The 18,882-nt window shown below is 47.7% G+C and carries 18 protein-coding genes; 1 reads left to right on the top strand and 17 read right to left on the bottom strand.

Features of this window, described 5'->3' with window-relative positions; translation table 11 throughout:
• Positions 1–32: 32 nt before the first annotated feature.
• The 15 genes from fliJ to sucC form a co-directional block, all read right to left on the bottom strand.
• Positions 33–479, bottom strand: a complete 447-nt coding sequence (fliJ, locus tag ACQ5BJ_RS10195) for a flagellar export protein FliJ (RefSeq protein ID WP_005550593.1) — start codon at positions 477–479, stop codon at positions 33–35.
• 7 nt (positions 480–486) lie between these two features.
• Positions 487–1,815 (bottom strand): flagellar protein export ATPase FliI, encoded by a 1,329-nt coding sequence (gene fliI / locus ACQ5BJ_RS10190; protein ID WP_005550595.1) that lies wholly within the window; start codon positions 1,813–1,815, stop codon positions 487–489.
• Complete coding sequence (locus tag ACQ5BJ_RS10185; protein WP_040736672.1) at positions 1,805–2,650, bottom strand: FliH/SctL family protein; 846 nt, start codon at positions 2,648–2,650, stop codon at positions 1,805–1,807. Before ACQ5BJ_RS10185 ends, fliI begins: the two co-directional genes overlap by 11 nt.
• Positions 2,643–3,650 carry a flagellar motor switch protein FliG gene (gene fliG, locus ACQ5BJ_RS10180; protein ID WP_005550597.1) on the bottom strand — a complete coding sequence of 336 codons (1,008 nt, stop codon included), beginning with the start codon at positions 3,648–3,650 and terminating at the stop codon, positions 2,643–2,645. The genes ACQ5BJ_RS10185 and fliG overlap by 8 nt, the downstream gene beginning before the upstream one ends.
• A gap of 5 nt (positions 3,651–3,655) precedes the next feature.
• Positions 3,656–5,242: a flagellar basal-body MS-ring/collar protein FliF gene (fliF, locus tag ACQ5BJ_RS10175; RefSeq protein ID WP_005550598.1), complete on the bottom strand. Its 1,587-nt coding sequence runs from the start codon at positions 5,240–5,242 to the stop codon at positions 3,656–3,658.
• A gap of 40 nt (positions 5,243–5,282) precedes the next feature.
• Complete coding sequence (gene fliE, locus ACQ5BJ_RS10170) at positions 5,283–5,597, bottom strand: flagellar hook-basal body complex protein FliE (protein ID WP_005550599.1); 315 nt, start codon at positions 5,595–5,597, stop codon at positions 5,283–5,285.
• A 56-nt stretch (positions 5,598–5,653) separates the two neighbouring features.
• Complete coding sequence (gene flgC, locus ACQ5BJ_RS10165; RefSeq protein WP_163978301.1) at positions 5,654–6,106, bottom strand: flagellar basal body rod protein FlgC; 453 nt, start codon at positions 6,104–6,106, stop codon at positions 5,654–5,656.
• An 8-nt stretch (positions 6,107–6,114) separates the two neighbouring features.
• Positions 6,115–6,519, bottom strand: coding sequence for a flagellar basal body rod protein FlgB (gene flgB / locus ACQ5BJ_RS10160; protein ID WP_005550601.1), 405 nt, complete (start codon positions 6,517–6,519; stop codon positions 6,115–6,117).
• A 330-nt stretch (positions 6,520–6,849) separates the two neighbouring features.
• Entirely contained in the window at positions 6,850–8,250 is a 1,401-nt protein-coding gene (gene hslU / locus ACQ5BJ_RS10155) for an ATP-dependent protease ATPase subunit HslU (RefSeq protein WP_005550602.1), read from the bottom strand.
• 33 nt (positions 8,251–8,283) lie between these two features.
• Entirely contained in the window at positions 8,284–8,826 is a 543-nt protein-coding gene (gene hslV / locus ACQ5BJ_RS10150) for an ATP-dependent protease subunit HslV (RefSeq protein WP_163978303.1), read from the bottom strand.
• An 81-nt stretch (positions 8,827–8,907) separates the two neighbouring features.
• Positions 8,908–10,233: an FADH(2)-oxidizing methylenetetrahydrofolate--tRNA-(uracil(54)-C(5))-methyltransferase TrmFO gene (trmFO, locus tag ACQ5BJ_RS10145; RefSeq protein ID WP_268622120.1), complete on the bottom strand. Its 1,326-nt coding sequence runs from the start codon at positions 10,231–10,233 to the stop codon at positions 8,908–8,910.
• 195 nt (positions 10,234–10,428) lie between these two features.
• Positions 10,429–12,522, bottom strand: coding sequence for a type I DNA topoisomerase (gene topA, locus ACQ5BJ_RS10140; RefSeq protein ID WP_040736674.1), 2,094 nt, complete (start codon positions 12,520–12,522; stop codon positions 10,429–10,431).
• Between the two features lie 32 nt (positions 12,523–12,554).
• The gene (dprA, locus tag ACQ5BJ_RS10135) at positions 12,555–13,670 is read right to left on the bottom strand and encodes a DNA-processing protein DprA (protein ID WP_430109855.1); all 1,116 of its coding nucleotides are present in this window, start codon (positions 13,668–13,670) and stop codon (positions 12,555–12,557) included.
• A 189-nt stretch (positions 13,671–13,859) separates the two neighbouring features.
• On the bottom strand, positions 13,860–14,801 hold the full coding sequence (gene sucD / locus ACQ5BJ_RS10130) for a succinate--CoA ligase subunit alpha (protein WP_005550607.1): 942 nt from the start codon (positions 14,799–14,801) through the stop codon (positions 13,860–13,862).
• 25 nt (positions 14,802–14,826) lie between these two features.
• A complete protein-coding gene (gene sucC / locus ACQ5BJ_RS10125; protein WP_040736770.1) occupies positions 14,827–15,987 on the bottom strand; it encodes an ADP-forming succinate--CoA ligase subunit beta in 1,161 nt (386 codons plus the stop codon).
• Between the two features lie 523 nt (positions 15,988–16,510).
• Here sucC and ACQ5BJ_RS10120 point away from each other — a divergent pair.
• Positions 16,511–18,055: a YifB family Mg chelatase-like AAA ATPase gene (locus tag ACQ5BJ_RS10120; RefSeq protein WP_430109859.1), complete on the top strand. Its 1,545-nt coding sequence runs from the start codon at positions 16,511–16,513 to the stop codon at positions 18,053–18,055.
• Positions 18,056–18,065: 10 nt separating this feature from the next.
• Here the strand turns inward: ACQ5BJ_RS10120 and ACQ5BJ_RS10115 are convergent, their stop codons facing one another.
• The gene (locus ACQ5BJ_RS10115) at positions 18,066–18,446 is read right to left on the bottom strand and encodes a YraN family protein (protein WP_005551928.1); all 381 of its coding nucleotides are present in this window, start codon (positions 18,444–18,446) and stop codon (positions 18,066–18,068) included.
• 102 nt (positions 18,447–18,548) lie between these two features.
• Positions 18,549–18,860 (bottom strand): EscU/YscU/HrcU family type III secretion system export apparatus switch protein, encoded by a 312-nt coding sequence (locus tag ACQ5BJ_RS10110; RefSeq protein ID WP_040737230.1) that lies wholly within the window; start codon positions 18,858–18,860, stop codon positions 18,549–18,551.
• Positions 18,861–18,882: the final 22 nt, after the last annotated feature.

The following is an 18,882-nucleotide window of genomic DNA, read 5'->3' as shown; positions in this document are numbered from 1 at the left end:
GCTTGTGCGGCGGGTCTGAACCGGTATCCATGTTAGCGGGCGGCCATGTGATAGCGGACCGTTGCGAGCTCGTCCATCTCACTTTGCTCCCACAATGCCGTTTGCCGCTTGAACTCCTCTTCTGCTTTTTCACGGGCTTTGGTCCATACCTTTTCATCTGTCATCCGTTCGGCAAGCTCACCTTGCTTGTCCTGAACATGGATTTCGGCAGAGCGCACCCGTGTCCTCGCATGTTGGATTTGCTGTTCCACATGGGAGATGTACTGCTGCCAAGCTTGAACTTGCGCAGCCGGCGCACAGCTGTCTACGCTCTGCTGCAGTTGCTGCCTCGCTGTCTCGAATTCTCGAAGACATTCCTGTAGACTATTCTCCTCTGCATGAAGATGTCCAACAGCCTCTGACAGCATCCATTCTGCTTGTTTCTTCTCATTCGTCTTCAGATCCAGTACCTTCTGGAATGAATAATGAAAAGCTCGCACTGCTCATTCAACTCCCTGGAAATTGCATCATTAATTGCTCAACTGTGTTCTCATAAGAAGCCTGCTCCTCAATACGCTGCTTCGTGAACGACTCGATTTGTTCAATATAGGCGATAGCCTCATCGATCGCCGGGTTACTGCCCTGCTGATAAGCGCCGATGTTAATTAAATCTTCGGATTCACGGTAGACCGCTAGCAGCCGCTTCAATTGCTCTGCGGCTAATTGATGATCTCTTGGCACAATATCCTTCATAACCCGACTGACACTGGCCAATATATCGATTGCAGGAAAATGTCCCTTATTGGCGATGCTTCGGTTCAACACAATGTGTCCATCAAGTATCCCACGTACCGCATCGGCAATTGGTTCATTCATATCATCACCGTCAACGAGCACGGTATAAAAAGCAGTAATCGAGCCGCTAGTTCCGGTTCCCGAGCGTTCCAGCAGCTTCGGCAAGCTTGCGAACACAGAAGGAGTATAACCGCGTGTCGCCGGAGGCTCTCCTACTGCAAGTCCAACCTCACGCATTGCCATCGCATAACGGGTAACGGAATCCATCATGAGCATGACATTCATGCCGCGATCTCGGAAATACTCCGCAATCGTCGTTGCTATCAGCGCACCCTTAATCCGAACGAGCGCAGGCTGATCCGAGGTTGCAACAATAACAACTGAACGAGCAAGACCTTCAGGCCCCAAATCCCGCTCAATAAACTCCAACACTTCACGTCCGCGTTCACCAATAAGAGCAATGACGTTCACATCAGCATCGGTATTGCGTGCAATCATGCCAAGAAGTGTACTCTTCCCGACGCCTGATCCGGCAAATATACCTACGCGCTGACCATTGCCTATCGTCAGTAATCCATCGATTGCTCGTACACCGACTCCTATTGGACTGCTGACTCGTTGGCGTTTCAACGGATTGGCCGGTGTATTCGTTGTTGAATACTGTGACATTCGTGTCGGCAAGTAGGAACCGTCAAGCGGTCTTCCAAGTCCATCTAACACTTTGCCAAGAAGCTCTGATCCGACTGATACGCTTAATGGCTTGCCAGTGCCTACAACATCACAGCCAGGACCTATGGATTGCAGTTCACCAAGAGGCATAAGAAGCACCTTATTGTCTCGGAAGCCTACTACCTCCGCCATTAACGGCTCGCAGCCCTTCGACGGGTAGATATAACATACTTCCCCAACGCTTGCATCCGGCCCCTCGGATTCAACCATTAATCCGATTACTTGTGTTACCTTGCCATTTACACGGACAGGATCTACTTGCCGTAAATAATCCATGTATTTATTCGCATTCCATTTGTAATTAAGCGTCATCGTCTATACGCTCCTCTTGCTGTATCGCCACCTGCAGCAGTGCCTTCTTGATTTCAGACAACTGTGTGTCAATGCGGGCGTCGATGCTTCCAAGGGATGACCGTACAACACAGCCCCCATCGTTCACGCTTGTATCCGGAATAATTTCCAGTTCAGCTTGAGAATCTATGGCAAGTCCAAGTTCTTCTCTAGCCGCATGTACGAAGGAGAACTGCTCTGGCGATACACACAGCGTAATTGTTCCGCTCTCACGCTTGCGGGCAAGTGTTCGGCGAGCAATTTCGAGTATAATGTCCGGATCGACCGTAAGCTGCTGTTGAATGACCTTCTCCGCAACGGCACAGCTAAGCGTAACGACGAAAGGCTCGGCCTCCTGGAGGATTTGCTCTTTGGCCTGATACGCTTGCTGCAAAACAGCTTGGGCTTCAGCGATTTTACGCTCATATGCCTGCTGAATTTCCTGCTCCGCTTGGGCCATCCCTTGCTGATAGCCTTCGTCATATCCTTGCTGCTTCAACGACTCGACAAGTTGCTCATCTTGCTCTCTCCGCTCTGTCCACCAGGCATCGATCTGTTCATGAGCTTCGCTTAACATTGTTTCAGCTTCTTCCGCTGCATTTCGCACATGCTCTTCAGCGAACGATTCTGCATCATCGAGAATGGACTGCCGCAAGCTTGCAAGCTGCTCATCCTTATTCAGGACATGCTCCGCTGTTACCGGCTCAGCTTCTTCTTCATTCGGTTCCGTGTTCTGTTCGAGATGGCGGCGAACCGCCTCCAGCATTCTCAGCTGCTCAACAGGTACATACTGTGTTGATTTGATGACATTAGACAACGATATCATCTCCTCCGCCGCGAGCGATGATCACTTCACCCGCTTCTTCTAAGCGACGGATAGTCGACACAATTCGGGTCTGCGCTTCTTCCACATCACGCAGCCGCACTGGACCCATAAATTCCATTTCTTCCTTGAACGTATCCGCCATCCGTTTGGACATGTTCCGGAATATCGATTCGCGAACCTCTTCGCTGGCAACCTTGAGCGCAAGCTGCAAGTCGCTGTTGTCGATGTCGCGGATAATGCGTTGAATCGAACGGTTGTCGATATTGACGATATCCTCGAATACGAACATTCTCTTTTTGATTTCTTCAGCCAATTCCGGATCCTGAATTTCAAGTGAGTCCAGAATTGTGCGTTCCGTGCCTCGATCGACGCCATTCAAAATGTTGACGATCGATTCGATGCCGCCCGCACTTGTATAATCCTGTGTAACTGTAGACGACAGCTTTTGTTCCAATACTTGCTCCACTTGGCTAATAACTTCTGGTGAAGTGCTGTCCATAAGCGCAACTCTTCTTGCGACCTCTGCCTGCTTCTCTGGTGGAAGTGAGGAGAGAATGACCGATGCTTGCTCGGTTTGCAAATAAGAGAGCACCAGCGCAATCGTTTGAACATTTTCGTTTTGGATAAAGTTGAAAATCTGCTGAGCGTCTGCTTTGCGTGCAAAGTCAAACGGTCTCACCTGCAGCGTAGCTGTCAGACGATTAATAATATCCAATGCCTTCTGCTGTCCAAGCGCCTTTTCCAATATTTCTTTTGCGTATGTAATACCGCCTTGCGATATATATTCCTGTGCCAAGCAAATTTGATGGAATTCACTCATCACTGCTTCTTTTTCCGCTGCATCTACTTTACGTACATTAGCGATTTCGAGCGTTAACTGCTCAATCTCTTCATCCCTGAGGTGCTTGAATATTTGGGCTGACACTTCCGGTCCGAGAGTGATGAGCAAAATTGCCGCTTTTTGTCTGCCTGTTAATCCACCTTTGACCATTCCGCTCACCTCGATTCCTCTACTAGCCATGTGCGCAGCAATTTAACAAATTCATCCGGTTTCTTCTTCGCTAGCGATTCCAGTTGTTTACGCACTTGATGTTCGCCTGTCAAATTCTCCAAATCAATCGAAGGAAGCTCGATTTGAGACGCGCCGGACATTTCGGACTCGTAATATTCTTCTTCCTCTTCTTGTCTGCGTTTGCGAACGACCGCATAGGTAATTCCTCCTGCTACAGCTAGTAGTCCGAGCGCACCCGCACCATACCATACCCAGGTCGGAATCGATTGTTTATCAGACGCAGCTCCATCTTTAGAACCATTTTGCGTCATGACTGAAACTTTTTGCGTCAAGTCAGCGTCTGTATAAGTAACACCTGAATCTCTTAATTGAGTGGCAACGATACTGCGCAGCACCTTCTCAACCTGCTGCACACGATCTTGCTGCATTCGATCGGAGTCAATTGCCGCATGAATGGTTAAATCTTTAACCGCATACGGACTTGCTTCAATCGTGTTCGATATTCGATTCACATCGTAATTGGTCGTACGTTGGGATTTCTCGGAGTTCGTCTCTCCGCCGTTAGATGCAGAAGGATAATTCGTCACTTCTCCATCACCCACGCCAGCAACACCACTTTCAGGTGAACCTTTGCCTGTATGGGATTCCTGCATTTCCTGTACGCTGATTTCAATTCCTTTTATCTCTTCCTTATTTACAGGCTCGACAAGATCTTCTTTCTTGTGGATTTTGTCGAAATTCAATTTGGCAGAGACAAGAATATGAACCTGATCAGCAGGGAATTGCCCGTTCAGGAACTGTTGTACCGTCATGCGAATATCATTTTCGTACTTACGTTGAATTTTGAGCTGCTCATCGACTTCACCGAGCGCATTTTTCCCATTGCCGCCAACAGAACCCGAAGCGAAGAACATGCTCTCATTGCTGGAAATCGTAATATTATCAATTGGTAAATGTGGAACAGCTGTTTTTACTAGATTAAAGTATCCATCTACTTCTGCTTGGTTCGGTTGATAACCGCTTTTAAAGCTAAGCACGATGGATGCCGATGCCTGTTCCTGATCGGGTGTTGCAAATACCGTTTCTTTAGGAAGATTGACGATTACTTTTGCATCTTGGACACCTTGCATTTGACGCAGTAACCGTTCGACTTCTCCGTTCAATGCGTTCTTGTATCGAACGTCAAATACATTGTCGGTCATTCCACTCATCAAGCCGTCTGCACCGAATGATTCGAAGCCGATCGATCCATTCTTCACAATCCCTTGCGCACCGACATCTACCTTTACTTTTGCAGCCGAGGTGCTCGGGACGGATATTTGGCTTCCATTGGAACTTAATTGATACGGAATGTTGTTTGAATTTAAATACTCAATGATTCCAGCCGCATCATTCGCATTCAAGTCGCGAAATGCGAGTTCATACTCGGTTCTAGAAAACAAATAAGTCATAATGACTGCAGCTACTAGAACAAGACCTATTGTCGACAGAAGCAATGCTTTTTGCTTCTTGCTGAATTGATTCCAATACCGAGATACTTGTTCACGATACTGGGTCACTTTTTCATTCACTTCACGTCACCCCACCAAAACTATGTAAGACAGCACGCTGTTACAATTGCATGCGCATAACATCCTGATATGCTTCAACGACCTTATTGCGCACTTGAGTAGTCAGCTGCATGCCGAGTAGCGCACGCTCCGAGGCGATCATGAGTTGATCGACATCAACTTCACCCAGTATAAATTTGTCATTCATTGTCTGGACTTGCTGTTCTTGTCCTTCAAGCTGCTGGAGTGCATCTGCAAAGAAAGTACCGAAAGACTTTGTTACTTCTGCTGGTGAATTCTGCTTCAGTCCTGCAGTGGCCGTGGTAGACGTGGCCGGCTGAGCCATATGTATTGGGAGCATTGTATTTTGAATCACCCTTATTCCTCCTTATCCGAATGAGTCGGCAGATTTTTGTCGAATAATAGCGAAGATTACCCTTTGCCGATTTCGAGCGCCTTCATAACCATTGACTTGGAGGCATTGAGCGCTGTTACATTAGCCTCGTATGACCGCGTAGCCGAGATCATGTCGACCATCTCCTTCGCCATATCTACGTTAGGCATAGATACATAACCATTTTCATCGGCATCCGGATGAGTAGGGTTATAAGCGATCTTGAAAGCCGAGTTATCTGCTTTAATTTGGGAAACCTTCACCCCGCGTGCTGTCGGTTCTCCCTTCATCGCAGCCTCAAAGGATTGCTGGAAAGTTGGTTCTGTAGGAGACATTACCACTACCTTGCGACGATAGGGCGTGAACTTTCCGTTGACATACTGTGCACGCGTCGTTTCCGCATTCGCAATATTGGAGGAGATCACATCCATCCGCAATCTTTGAGCAGTTAATCCTGACGAGCTAATTTGAAAACTGTTGCTGATCTTCATATTATCGGTTACCTCCTAACATCCATAGATGTTCGCATCATGTTGATATGATGGTTAAGCTGTTGGATAAATGTGTTATAACGCAACTGGTTCTCGGCCTGCATCGTCATTTCACGGTCCATGTCGACGTTATTTCGATTATTCCCCATCACCGTAGCCTCGTCGCGAATCATCTGCATCGGCGGCGTCGATTGAGAAGGTCCAATATAGAAGTGTTTCTCATTCGTCCGGCGACCAATCAATGTACCGCCCTCCATCTGATCTCTCAGGAGTGATTCAAATTGCACTTCCGAGCGCTTAAAGTATGGCGTATCGACATTCGCAATATTGTTTGAAATTGCGTTTTGTCTTGCTACGGAAGCTTGAATGGCACCCTCTAGCCGTGTCATGTGCACGCCATTCAATAAGTCCACAATAATCCCTCCTTTAGTTGTTTAAATTTTTGACTATATAACTATACCACTTCTTTCGACGTTTCTCCTTCTTTTTTCGACAAAATATTCGTTTTTGTGCATAAGTCGAAGGACGCATGTGCAAAATTCGCCTTTATTCATTCAAATCGTTAAATTTATGACAGAAGAAGATAATTAACGCCATACCTATCATCTTAAACTTTGGGTTATAACACAATAAGAAAAAAGCCCTATCTTTCGTCCGAAAGTCAGGGCTTTTTCTGAATAGTTTGTCGAACATTTTGAGAGGTCTATTTTTCAGTAACATTTGTCACACTTTGTCGTAATCATTTAGAGAATATATTGACTCAAGTCCCGGTTCTGAGAAATATCTGCAAGCTTTTCACGCACATACTCCGGTGTTATTTGGAATTGCTCCAATGTCAGCTCCGGAGCCTCGAAGGATAAGTCCTCAAGCAGCTTCTCCATAATGGTATGAAGCCTTCTTGCACCAATATTCTCCATGTTTTGGTTAACCGTTGCTGCAATTCGGGCAATTTCTCGGATGGCTTCATCTGAAAACTGAATTTCAATGTTCTCGGTTTTCAGCAATTCGACATATTGCTTCGTCAGGGCATTTTTCGGCTCCGTCAATATGGAAACAAAGTCATCCAGAGATAGATTGTTCAATTCGACACGAATCGGGAATCGTCCCTGCAATTCAGGAATAAGATCAGACGGCTTAGCGATATGGAACGCACCTGCTGAAATAAACAGCACATAATCCGTCTTTACAGGCCCATACTTGGTCATGATAGTAGAGCCTTCTACAATCGGCAGAATGTCACGCTGTACCCCTTCTCTGGATACATCCGGGCCAGAGCCTCCCCGCCCGCTGGAAGCAATCTTGTCGATCTCATCAATGAAGATGATGCCAGATTGCTCCGCACGTCGAATGGATTCCTGAATAACATCGTCCATATCAATCAATTTACCCGCTTCTTCTTGTGTTAAAACCTTACGCGCTTCTTTAACCGTCAACTTACGCTTTTTCATGCGCTTAGGCAGCAAATTGCCAAACATCTCCTGCATGTTCATCCCCATCTGTTCATTGCCTTGTCCAGACAGAAAATCAAGCATGCTTGGGGCATTTTCCTCTACATCAATTTCAATCATGTCATTTTCAAGCTGACCAGACAGCAATTCAAAGCGAACTTTGCGACGTTTTTCTTGTATTCCTGGGTCTGGCTCCTTCTCAGGGGCAGACTGTTCTTGATTTTGCTGACCGAACAGCATCTCGAACGGATTGCGTCCGCTTTTATTCGATTGTGGTGCGGGAACGAGCAATTCGACAATGCGTTCATTAGCCATTTCTTCCGCTTTATCCTTCACCTTCTCCGTACGCTCCAGCTTTACCATTCGAATCGAGGTTTCAACCAAATCTCGTACCATCGATTCGACATCACGGCCGACATAGCCTACTTCTGTGAATTTCGTCGCCTCCACCTTTACAAATGGTGCATGAACAAGCTTAGCCAAGCGGCGGGCAATCTCCGTCTTCCCTACACCCGTAGGCCCGATCATTAAGATATTTTTTGGAACAATCTCATCCTGGATACTCTCGTCAAGCAGTCCGCGGCGATATCGGTTGCGCAGTGCAATCGCAACGGCACGCTTCGCGTTCTTCTGACCTACAATATACTTATCCAATTCAGTAACGATTTGTCGCGGTGTCCACGCTTGTTGATTCATTACTATCCCTCCGCTCCGGCTGCCTTACGGCTACTAAATTTGTTCAATCACAATATTATCATTCGTATATACGCAAATCTCGCTTGCAATCTTGAGTGCAGCTTCTGCCATTTCTTTGGCTGTCATATTCGGAGAGTGACGCTTTAATGCACGTCCAGCAGCAAGGGCAAATGATCCGCCAGACCCAATTGCAATGACATCATCATCGGGCTCAATGATTTCTCCCCCACCCGAAATAAGCAGCATGTGGGATGCATCCATGACAATCATTAATGCTTCTAATTTGCGAAGCACGCGATCCTGGCGCCAATCCTTTGCAAGTTCAACTGCTGCACGCTGCAAATTGCCGTGATGCTCCTCCAGCTTGCCCTCGAACTTCTCAAACAACGTAATAGCATCCGCCACAGATCCCGCAAATCCAGCAACCACCTGGCCGCGATACAAGCGTCGCACCTTGCGTGCATGCTGCTTCATTACCATATTGTTGCCAAAGGTCACCTGACCATCGCCAGCAATCGCAGCAGCACCATTATGTCTTACTGCACAAATCGTTGTTGCATGAAATGAATATTCCACTCTCCTCAGCCTCCTGCCTCATGAAAGCGCAAAGGAACCAGACATGCACAAAACGGCCGCTGCTTCCTTACACTTCACCAATTATTTGATGTGGATGCCATTCTCTTCCTGAAATGCACGCAGCGTATCAAGCGCACGGTGTGCGATGGCTTCGTTCTTTTCTTTTTTGTTGCGAATACGAGTCTCCAGCGGCGGGAACAAACCAAAGTTCGCATTCATTGGCTGGAAATGCTTAAAGTCTGCAGTTGTAATGTAGTTCGCCATACTTCCCAATGTCGTTTGGTGCGGCAATACAAGACAAGCTTTCCCTGCAGCATAACGTGCTGCATTTATGCCCGCAATTAATCCCGACGCAGCAGATTCTACATATCCTTCTACCCCTGTCATTTGACCAGCAAAGAACAAAGATGGACGGCTCTTAAATTGATAAGTCGGCTCAAGCAGCTTCGGCGAATTAATGAACGTATTGCGATGCATTACACCATAGCGTACAAATTCGGCCTGTTCTAAGCCTGGAATCATGCGGAATACACGCTTCTGCTCTCCCCACTTCAAGTGAGTCTGGAAGCCAACCATATTGTACAGTGTGCCTGCTGCATTATCCTGACGGAGCTGAATAACGGCGAAAGGTGTTTTGCCCGTTTTCGGATCAATAAGTCCGACAGGTTTCATCGGTCCAAACAGTGCCGTCTGCTTGCCGCGGCTCATCATGACCTCAATCGGCATGCACCCTTCAAAATAAACTTCTTTCTCGAATGTTTTTAGTTCAGCCTTCTCCGCTGTAATGAGTGCTTCATAGAATGCATTGAACTCTTCTTCATTCATTGGGCAATTCAGATACGCAGCTTCTCCTTTATCATAGCGGGAAGCCAAGTATACTTTATCCATGTCGATTGTATCTTTATCAATGATGGGCGCTGCCGCATCGTAGAAGTAGAAGTACTCCTCACCCATCAATTCTTTAATACGTGCGGATAAAGATTCGGATGTCAAAGGCCCAGTCGCAATAACAGTAATCCCATCTTCAGGGATATCACTTACTTCCTCGTTGCGAACCTCTACAAGCGGGTGCTCCTTTAACGTATTTGTGATTTCATCCGAGAAGCCCTCACGGTCAACCGCAAGTGCACCACCGGCCGGCACGGCATGCTTATCTGCTGCACTCATAATAAGTGAGTTCATATAGCGCATTTCTTCCTTCAACACACCTACTGCGTTGCTTAAACCATTAGCCCGCAGCGAGTTGCTGCACACCAACTCTGCAAATCGTCCCGTGTGATGCGCAGGCGTCTGCTTGACAGGTCTCATTTCATATAGTGTGACAGGCACGCCTTGCTGCGCAATTTGCCATGCCGCCTCGCTTCCCGCCAATCCTGCTCCAATGACGGTTACTCTAGGCTGATTCATTTATTGATATCCCCCTCAATTGTATGCAAAAGCATTGATCGCGGCCCTTAGAACAAGCAGCCGCGATGCAGAGCTAACTATTATTATCATAACTCTGTCCGTCTCGTGTGAAGACAACGGCCAGAATAACTGCAGCGAAGCTCGGCATATTACACAGCATGGTCACATCCACTTTATGTGTATGCCAGCAGCTCCTTATTCATCCTCTGAATCTTCTTGCACTTGTTCTGTATGATCGCAACTTGTACAGAGCAGTTTCGTTCCTTGCTTGCTCCGCTTCTCAATCATCATGCTGCCGCAAGAAGGACACGGCTTCACAGACGGACGATCCCACATCACATGATCGCATTCTGGATAACGGTCACATCCGTAGAAGACGCGCCCCTTCTTGCTGCGGCGCTCTACGAGCTTACCCTCGTGGCATTTCGGACAAGTAACTCCGGTATCCTTTACGATAGGTCTTGTATTGCGGCACTCCGGAAAGCCCGAGCAAGCAAGAAATTTCCCGAAGCGACCCATTTTATATACAAAATGACGTCCGCACTTCTCACAAATCTCGTCGGACACTTCATCCTCGATCTCGATTTCCTTCATTTCCTCTTCCGCAACAAGCAGGCGTTTCTCGAACGATTCATAGAAATCAGCAAGCACTTTCACCCAATCCTGCTGCCCTTCGCCAACATGATCCAGATCCTCTTCCATGTGGGCGGTAAATTCCACATCCAGTATTTCTGGGAAAAATTCTTCCATTAACTGAATGATGAGCTCGCCCAATTCCGTTGGAACGAATTTCTTTTCTTCAATGGCTACATATCCACGCTTCTGGATTGTTTCCAGCGTAGGCGCGTATGTACTCGGACGTCCAATGCCAAGCTCTTCAAGTGTCTTAACCAATCTAGCTTCTGTGTAACGTGGAGGCGGCTGTGTAAAGTGCTGCTTCGGTTCAATTTGCTCGGTCTTCATGCTGTCTCCAACTGCAAGCGGAGGAAGAAACTTGTCATCCTCAACCGTGCCATCATCGTTGCCCTCTACATAAACCTTCATAAAGCCAGGGAAGCGGATCTTGGATCCATTCGCACGGAACGTAGCTTCTCCAGTCTTAATATCTACCGTCATCGTATCCATGATGGCCGATGTCATCTGACTCGCTACGAATCGTTCCCATATGAGCTTGTATAAGCGGAGCTGGTCGCGGCTTAAGTAAGATTTCATCTCATCAGGACTACGCATTATCGAAGTCGGTCGAATCGCTTCATGGGCGTCCTGTGCATTCGCAGATTTCTTCACATATTGCCGTGGCGTCTCAGGCAAAAACTCGTTGCCATATTGGTCTTTGATGTACTCGCCAGCCTCTTCCTGCGCAGTCTGAGAAATGCGCGTTGAATCAGTACGCATATACGTAATGAGACCAACCGTTCCTTCTTTGCCAAGGTCAACCCCTTCATACAGCTGTTGGGCAACCGACATCGTCTTCGCCGCACGGAAATTCAGTTTGCGAGCAGCCTCCTGCTGCAATGAGCTGGTCGTAAACGGTGGTGAAGGGTGGCGGAGACGTTCTCTCTCCTTCACTTCATGGACGACAAATGAACTGCCCTTAATTGCTTGAAGAACTTCATTAACCTCAGCTTCGTTCGAAAGCTCTCTCTTCTCCCCATTCATGCTGTAGAACTTAGCATCGAATGAAGATTTGCCTATGTTCAATCGTGCTGTAATTGTCCAATACTCTTCGGGTATGAACGCGCTGATCTCATTTTCCCGGTCGATGATCAGTTTGACTGATACAGACTGTACACGTCCAGCGGACAGCCCTTTCTTCACCTTTTTCCACAAAAGCGGACTTATCTTATAACCGACCAAACGGTCAAGGATACGTCTCGCTTGCTGTGCATGAACGAGGTCCATATTGATTTGACGCGGGGTTTTGAACGCATCCTTCACCGCTTGCTTCGTAATTTCATTAAATACGACTCGGCAAGCTTCAGACTGATCCAACTCGAGAGCGTGTGCTAGATGCCATGCAATCGCTTCTCCTTCACGATCGGGGTCAGCTGCGAGATACACTTTTTTGACTTTCTTCCGGGCATCCTTCAATTCTTTCAGGACACTGCCTTTACCACGAATCGTTATATACTTGGGTGCAAAATTGTCCTCAATCTCGACGCCGATTTGACTCTTCGGCAAATCGCGAACATGCCCCATTGATGCTTTCACTATATATTTGCTTCCTAAATACTTCCCAATTGTCTTGGCCTTCGCAGGTGACTCGACAATTACTAGTGAATCCGCCACAGGCGCATCCTCCTCTCCAGCATACTGCACTCTCATTCCGAGCTATATACGGCTCCAAGGCCTTCTCGGATTCGTTTTTTTAATTGTAAGGATAACAAAACTTCATGGAGTTGCGCAAATGTAGTACAACTGCGCTGCATTAAGTCATCTATTGTACTGTCCTGCTCACAGATGAGCTCGTAAATGCGCTTTTCTTCTTCTGTTAGGGATTGTTCCCCTATTGCGTCGACCGTTTCATTATTGTACGACGAGGGGATCGTTGTCAACCAACCTTTGAATTCTTCCACAATATCACTAGTCGAACGGATCATTTTAGCCGATCCTTCATACAGCAGCTTCAGTGTCCCTGCCGACTTCGGAGATGTAATCGGTCCAGGAACCGCGAATATCTCCCGATTGGACTCCAATGCCATATCTGCCGTAATCAATGCGCCGCTGCGCAAATTAGCCTCCACAACGACCGTTCCCAAGGACAATCCTGCAATAATTCGATTGCGGCGAGGGAACATTCCCGGATGTGTCTTCATACCGAGAGGGTACTCGGTTATGACAATCCCATTGTCAGCAATTCGACCTGCCAATCCCCGATTCTCCGGCGGGTACACTTGATCGAATGACGTTCCCATCACTGCGATTGTCTTGCCATATTTGAGAGCGCCTTCATGACTGGCCGCATCAATTCCTTTCGCTAATCCGCTAACGACGTGAAGGCCCATTCGACTCAACTGCTCTCCCAGCGTTGCTGCTACCTTCTTGCCATATGATGTAGGTGTTCGCGTTCCGACGATACTGACGGAAGCTTCCCCTAGGCATGTCCAATCCCCTTTACCATATATGACCCAAGGATATTGAGCGGTTTCCCTCAATAATAAGGGGTACTGGGCGTCAATCGCCGTCCTCCATTCAATACCGTGCCGCTCTATGATATCAAGTCTCTGTTCAAGATGCTCGGAACGAAACTGAGCTGCCAGCCTATCAGCTATATTCGGCTTAATACCAAATTCTTGCCATTGAGAAGAAGGGCGATCCAGCCAATATTGCAAATCGTTGGGCCCTATTCTATCCATCAAGTCACGTATCGTGTGCCATCCAATTCCTTCCGCTTCATGAAGTGCAATTATGATTTGACTTATTGTCCATTGGCTCATCGCATTCTTTCCCTTCATTAAAAAAGAAGCGCGATTCCGCTCCCCTTATTTTGCTTGAGATAGTAACAGATTGCAAGTGTCAACCCATTCATTTTGAAATTCATAGAACTTTAATTTGCAAAACAAAATAAAAAAGCAACCTTTATACACGTTTCCGTGTCGTAAAGGTTGCCTACCTTTGTAAATAGATTAGGAGTTGACTACATGAGTCTTGCAGGATTCAAGCAGTCCCCGTTCTTCTAGTACAGCAACAAGTGTACTGCCCATTTCTGAAGGTGTTGGAGCTACCTTAATACCACATGCCTCCAGCGTTGCAATTTTCTCGGCGGCAGTTCCTTTGCCTCCTGAAATAATGGCTCCTGCATGTCCCATACGCTTGCCTGCAGGCGCTGTTGCCCCGCCAATGAATCCGACAACTGGCTTCTTCATATTATCACGGATCCATTCTGCTGCTTCTTCCTCAGCAGTCCCGCCGATTTCACCAATCATAATAACAGCATGTGTGTCCGGGTCTTCATTGAACAAGTTCAGGATGTCGATGAATTCGGAGCCTTTTACCGGGTCTCCTCCAATACCAACAGCTGTTGATTGACCGATACCTCGTGTCGTTAATTGATGTACCGCCTCATAAGTGAGCGTCCCGCTTCGAGAAACGACACCTACATGACCCGGAGCGTGAATATATCCTGGCATAATCCCGATCTTGCATTGTCCAGGTGTGATGACACCAGGGCAGTTCGGACCGATAAGACGTGTGCGCTTGCCCTCCATGTATCGCTTAACCTTAACCATATCCAATACAGGGATGCCTTCCGTGATGCAAATTACAAGATCGAGATCCGCGTCTACTGCTTCCATGATTGCATCTGCTGCAAATGCTGGCGGTACGTAGATAACACTTGCTGTTGCGTTAGTTGCTGCCTTGGCTTCTACTACCGTGTTGTAAACAGGAAGTGTGACCACTTCTCCGTTATCAAGCGTAATATCAACCTTAGTTCCACCTTTGCCAGGGACAGCGCCAGCCACCATCTGGGAGCCATACTCCAGTCCGCCCTTCGTGTGGAACATGCCTGTAGCACCCGTCATATTTTGCGTAATAATCTTGGTATGCTTATCAATTAAGATACTCATTGACTCTCATCCTCTCGTCCGTGAATTATTGAACCAATGCGACAATTTTCTGCGCACCGTCTGCCATTGAATCGGCTGCAACAATGTTCAATCCAGATTCATTCAGAATGCGCTTGCCGATCTCCACGTTCGTACCTTCCAGACGGACGACGAGCGGCCGATCAAGACCAATTTGCTTCGCTGCTTCCACAACACCGTCAGCAATGACATCACAACGCATAATACCGCCGAAAATATTAACGAAAATTCCTTTTACATTTTCATCCGACAAAATAATCTTGAATGCTTCCGTTACTTTCTCCGTAGTAGCACCGCCACCTACATCAAGGAAGTTAGCTGGTTCGCCGCCGTAATATTTAATAATATCCATCGTGGACATCGCAAGACCGGCACCGTTAACCATACAGCCGATATTGCCGTCGAGGGCGATATAGCTCAAATCGAATTTGGAAGCTTCAATTTCCTTCTCATCCTCTTCATCCAAATCGCGCAGCGCTTGAATGTCCTTATGGCGATACAGCGCATTGGAATCGAAGTTCAGCTTCGCATCCAATGCCATGACCTCTCCGTCACCAGTTACAACGAGCGGGTTGATCTCTGCAATCGAGCAATCCTTATCTACAAATGCTTGGTACAGGGCAATCATAAATTTAACAGCCTTGTTGACCAGTTCGGCCGGAATATTGATTGCATACGCGAGCTTGCGCGCTTGGAAGACTTGCAGACCAACCGCTGGATCGATGACTTCCTTCACGATCTTCTCCGGTGTTGCTGCAGCAACCTCTTCAATTTCCGTACCGCCTTCTTCAGACGCCATCATAACGACGCGACCTGTTCCACGATCAACGACTACACCAACATAATACTCTTTCTTAATGTCACAGCCCTGTTCGATCAACAGACGCTTTACTTCCTTGCCTTCCGGACCTGTTTGATGCGTCACGAGCACTTTGCCAAGCAATTCCGTCGCATATGTACGCACGTCATCCAAGCTCTTCGCTACCTTCACTCCGCCTGCCTTACCGCGGCCACCTGCATGAATTTGCGCCTTGACGACGACGATTGGAGTGCCCAATTCCTCAGCTGCCTGTACGGCTTCGTCTACCGTGAACGCAACCTTCCCTTCTGGAACAGCAACGCCATATTGCTTCAATACACTCTTGCCTTGATACTCATGAATATTCATCGTGCATCCCCCTATCCGATCGTTAGCCTCATGGGCTGTTTCCGACTTGAAGCCGAGGTTGTAGGACAACAGCATGCCTTGCCCGCTCCTGCAGCTACACCTCGCGGCGCGTCCGTGAACTTGGGGAACCGCTTCCGCCGCTTCGCCACCGTTAATCACAATAACGGAAAATATATACAATCCGAACACATTGTATCATGAATTTAAAACGCTTTCCTCTCATTTTCGTCAAGAAAGTACATTTTTTTGATATTGATATCATCTCATTTTGAGATTAATAGGGAATCTCGACATTTCCTAAAGGGAAAAATTGACGTTGTAATTGGGCAGAGCTATAATACACAGTACATGCTCTAATAGACTTACTACATGGTTTCAATTATCAGATCACATAAACAATAGGCCTATTGCATTCTATTAAACTAGCTAGATTATCCGCATTTCAATAACGAGCGTTGATAAGGAAGCACCTTTCCCTCGTATTCCAGCATTGTGCTGAGAATGACGATAGAGAGGTGTTTTTATGTACGGAAATTTGTGGGGTGCCTCTGTATATGGTGTAGAAGGCAGACTCATCCATGTGGAAATTGATATTTCTCCCGGTTTGCCGCAGGTCAGTATTGTAGGTCTTCCCGATGCTGCAATTCGTGAATCCATCGAACGAGTAAGAGCGGCAATCCGCAATTGCGGCTGGAAATTCCCTCTGGAGCGAATAACGATTAATTTGGCGCCGGCCGATCTTCGCAAGGAAGGAACTTCATTCGACATCGCCATGGCGGTAGGACTGTTATGCACAAGCGGACAAATTCCCACTCCTCCCTTTCAAGATATGCTGCTCATTGGGGAGCTAGCGTTAGATGGTTCTACCCGAGCCGTCCCTGGTGTCCTGTCTCTCGTCGATGAGGCACGAAGAAAAAGATTTACCCGCGTAATTGTACCAGCCGACAATGCTGCTGAGGCAGCACTTGTAGAAGGTATTCAAGTATTCCCCCTTCGCCACCTGAATGAATTGAAAGATGTACAACATGTGGGAGATCTGCCCATCGCGATCCGTGACAAATGGGGGATGGTGTCGAATGACATGGAAGAAGAAGGACTAGAAACGAATACCGAGGATTACGCCGATGTCAACGGCCAACTGCATGTAAAGCGCGCATTAACCATCGCAGCTGCAGGCATGCATAATATACTGCTTAGCGGCCCGCCGGGAACAGGCAAGACCATGCTTATCCGGAGGCTGCCGTCGATTCTACCACCTATGAATGAAGAAGAAGCACTCGAGGTGTCGAAAATATATAGTGTGTCAGGAAAATGGAATCATGATGGTGCAGGTCTGATAATGAAGCGTCCCTTCCGTTCGCCCCATCATTCCATTTCTGCCGCCGGGCTTATTGGCGGCAGCGCCATTCCTAAGCCTGGGGAAATCAGTTTGGCTCATCGTGGTGTTCTATTTCTAGATGAATTGCCCGAATTTCCGCGTCAAGTGCTTGAAGTACTGCGGCAGCCGCTCGAAGAACGCAGCGTCACGATCGGCAGAGCACGCGCCGTCTTCCGCTTCCCTGCCCATGTGATGCTCGCGGCATCGATGAACCCTTGTCCTTGTGGATATGCAGGCTCCGCCACTGACGAATGCAGATGCTCACAAGGGAGGCTCGAGCAATACAAAAGCAAATTGTCAGGCCCGCTACTCGACCGCATAGATGTACAGGTGGATGTGCCTCGATCACCAATATCCGATTGGAGCAGCAACAATCTTAGCTCGGAGGAAATGCGCAGACAGGTTATGCATGCCCAGCTTGTGCAAGCAAAGCGATATCAAGACATAGGTATCCAGTTCAACAGCGAGCTGTCAGGCTCTTATTTGAAGAAATTTTGCAGCATGTCTGATAACGCAAGGCGAATGCTGCAGCAGGCATATGATCAGCTTGGCATGAGTGCACGGGCTCATGATCGCCTTTTAAAGATGTCTCGGACGATTGCGGACATCGAGGGCAGTGAAGTTATTGAAGTTCCGCACGTGGCGGAAGCGATCCAATACCGTACGTTGGATAGACGGCACAATCTTTGACTCATGCGGCTTAAAATGCCCCTTGAAAAAGTTCTATCTTAGGTATAGCCCCTGATTGAGACGAAGACGAATAGGTAACGGCCACGGCATCGAAGCGCACATGAACCTCATCCAGACGATATCGATGCATATAAGCGGTAGCAACTGCTCGCACCTTGCGCTGCTTGCGCCAATCAATGGCCTCAGCCGCACCGCCATAACGCAGCCCCTCGGTGCGGCTTCTTACCTCTACAAACACCCAGATATCGCCATCTTTAGCTACGATGTCAATTTCGCCTGATTTGCAGCGCCAATTCACATCAACAATAAGGTAATTCAGCCGTTCCAAGTAGGCAATTGCAAGCTGCTCGGCCTCTGCTCCCCGAGCGCGGCGGTTGAGCTTTTTCGACATGGCTCTCTCCTCCTTGCATTCTCCTCGATGGAAGAAGTCGCTATGTCCATTGAAGACGCCAAAAAACTTGTCCTATGAGTATGCGGCAACTTCATCAGACGGTTACGATCCACGATTGATCCCCCCCTTATCCGCACGTTGATCAGCTTTATAGACGAAGGAGAGCACTTCCGCAACCAATTGATACAGAGCAGGCGGAATTTGTTGATCGATGTCGAGCTTGGACAACACCTCAACTAAGGAAGCATCCTCTTGAATAGGCACTCCGCTCTCCTTCGCTTTATCGAGAATCCGCTCAGCGATTTGGCCATGTCCCTTCGCAACAACAACAGGCGCATCCCCCTGCTCGGGATTATAGGTAAGGGCAACCGCCTTTTTACGAGGAGCGGCGCCCTCATTCGCTGACGCATTCATTGCCTCGCGAACGCCTTGACGC

Origin of the sequence: Paenibacillus sp. B1-35 (assembly GCF_050474385.1) — a bacterium.
Classification (GTDB): domain Bacteria; phylum Bacillota; class Bacilli; order Paenibacillales; family Paenibacillaceae; genus Paenibacillus_B; species Paenibacillus_B alvei.
Note: the sequence above shows the minus strand (reverse complement) of the source record. Positions and strands in the feature narration are given on the sequence as shown.

Coding starts and splice junctions, on each gene's coding strand:
- hslU (WP_005550602.1), bottom strand. CDS start 8,250: ATGAATCAACAAGCGTGGACACCGCGACAAATCGTTACTGAATTGGAT.
- dprA (WP_430109855.1), bottom strand. CDS start 13,670: ATGAGCCAATGGACAATAAGTCAAATCATAATTGCACTTCATGAAGCG.
- trmFO (WP_268622120.1), bottom strand. CDS start 10,233: ATGAATCAGCCTAGAGTAACCGTCATTGGAGCAGGATTGGCGGGAAGC.
- fliI (WP_005550595.1), bottom strand. CDS start 1,815: ATGACGCTTAATTACAAATGGAATGCGAATAAATACATGGATTATTTA.
- ACQ5BJ_RS10110 (WP_040737230.1), bottom strand. CDS start 18,860: ATGAATGCGTCAGCGAATGAGGGCGCCGCTCCTCGTAAAAAGGCGGTT.
- fliG (WP_005550597.1), bottom strand. CDS start 3,650: ATGGTCAAAGGTGGATTAACAGGCAGACAAAAAGCGGCAATTTTGCTC.
- ACQ5BJ_RS10120 (WP_430109859.1), top strand. CDS start 16,511: ATGTACGGAAATTTGTGGGGTGCCTCTGTATATGGTGTAGAAGGCAGA.
- sucD (WP_005550607.1), bottom strand. CDS start 14,801: ATGAGTATCTTAATTGATAAGCATACCAAGATTATTACGCAAAATATG.
- sucC (WP_040736770.1), bottom strand. CDS start 15,987: ATGAATATTCATGAGTATCAAGGCAAGAGTGTATTGAAGCAATATGGC.
- ACQ5BJ_RS10115 (WP_005551928.1), bottom strand. CDS start 18,446: ATGTCGAAAAAGCTCAACCGCCGCGCTCGGGGAGCAGAGGCCGAGCAG.
- flgC (WP_163978301.1), bottom strand. CDS start 6,106: ATGAAGATCAGCAACAGTTTTCAAATTAGCTCGTCAGGATTAACTGCT.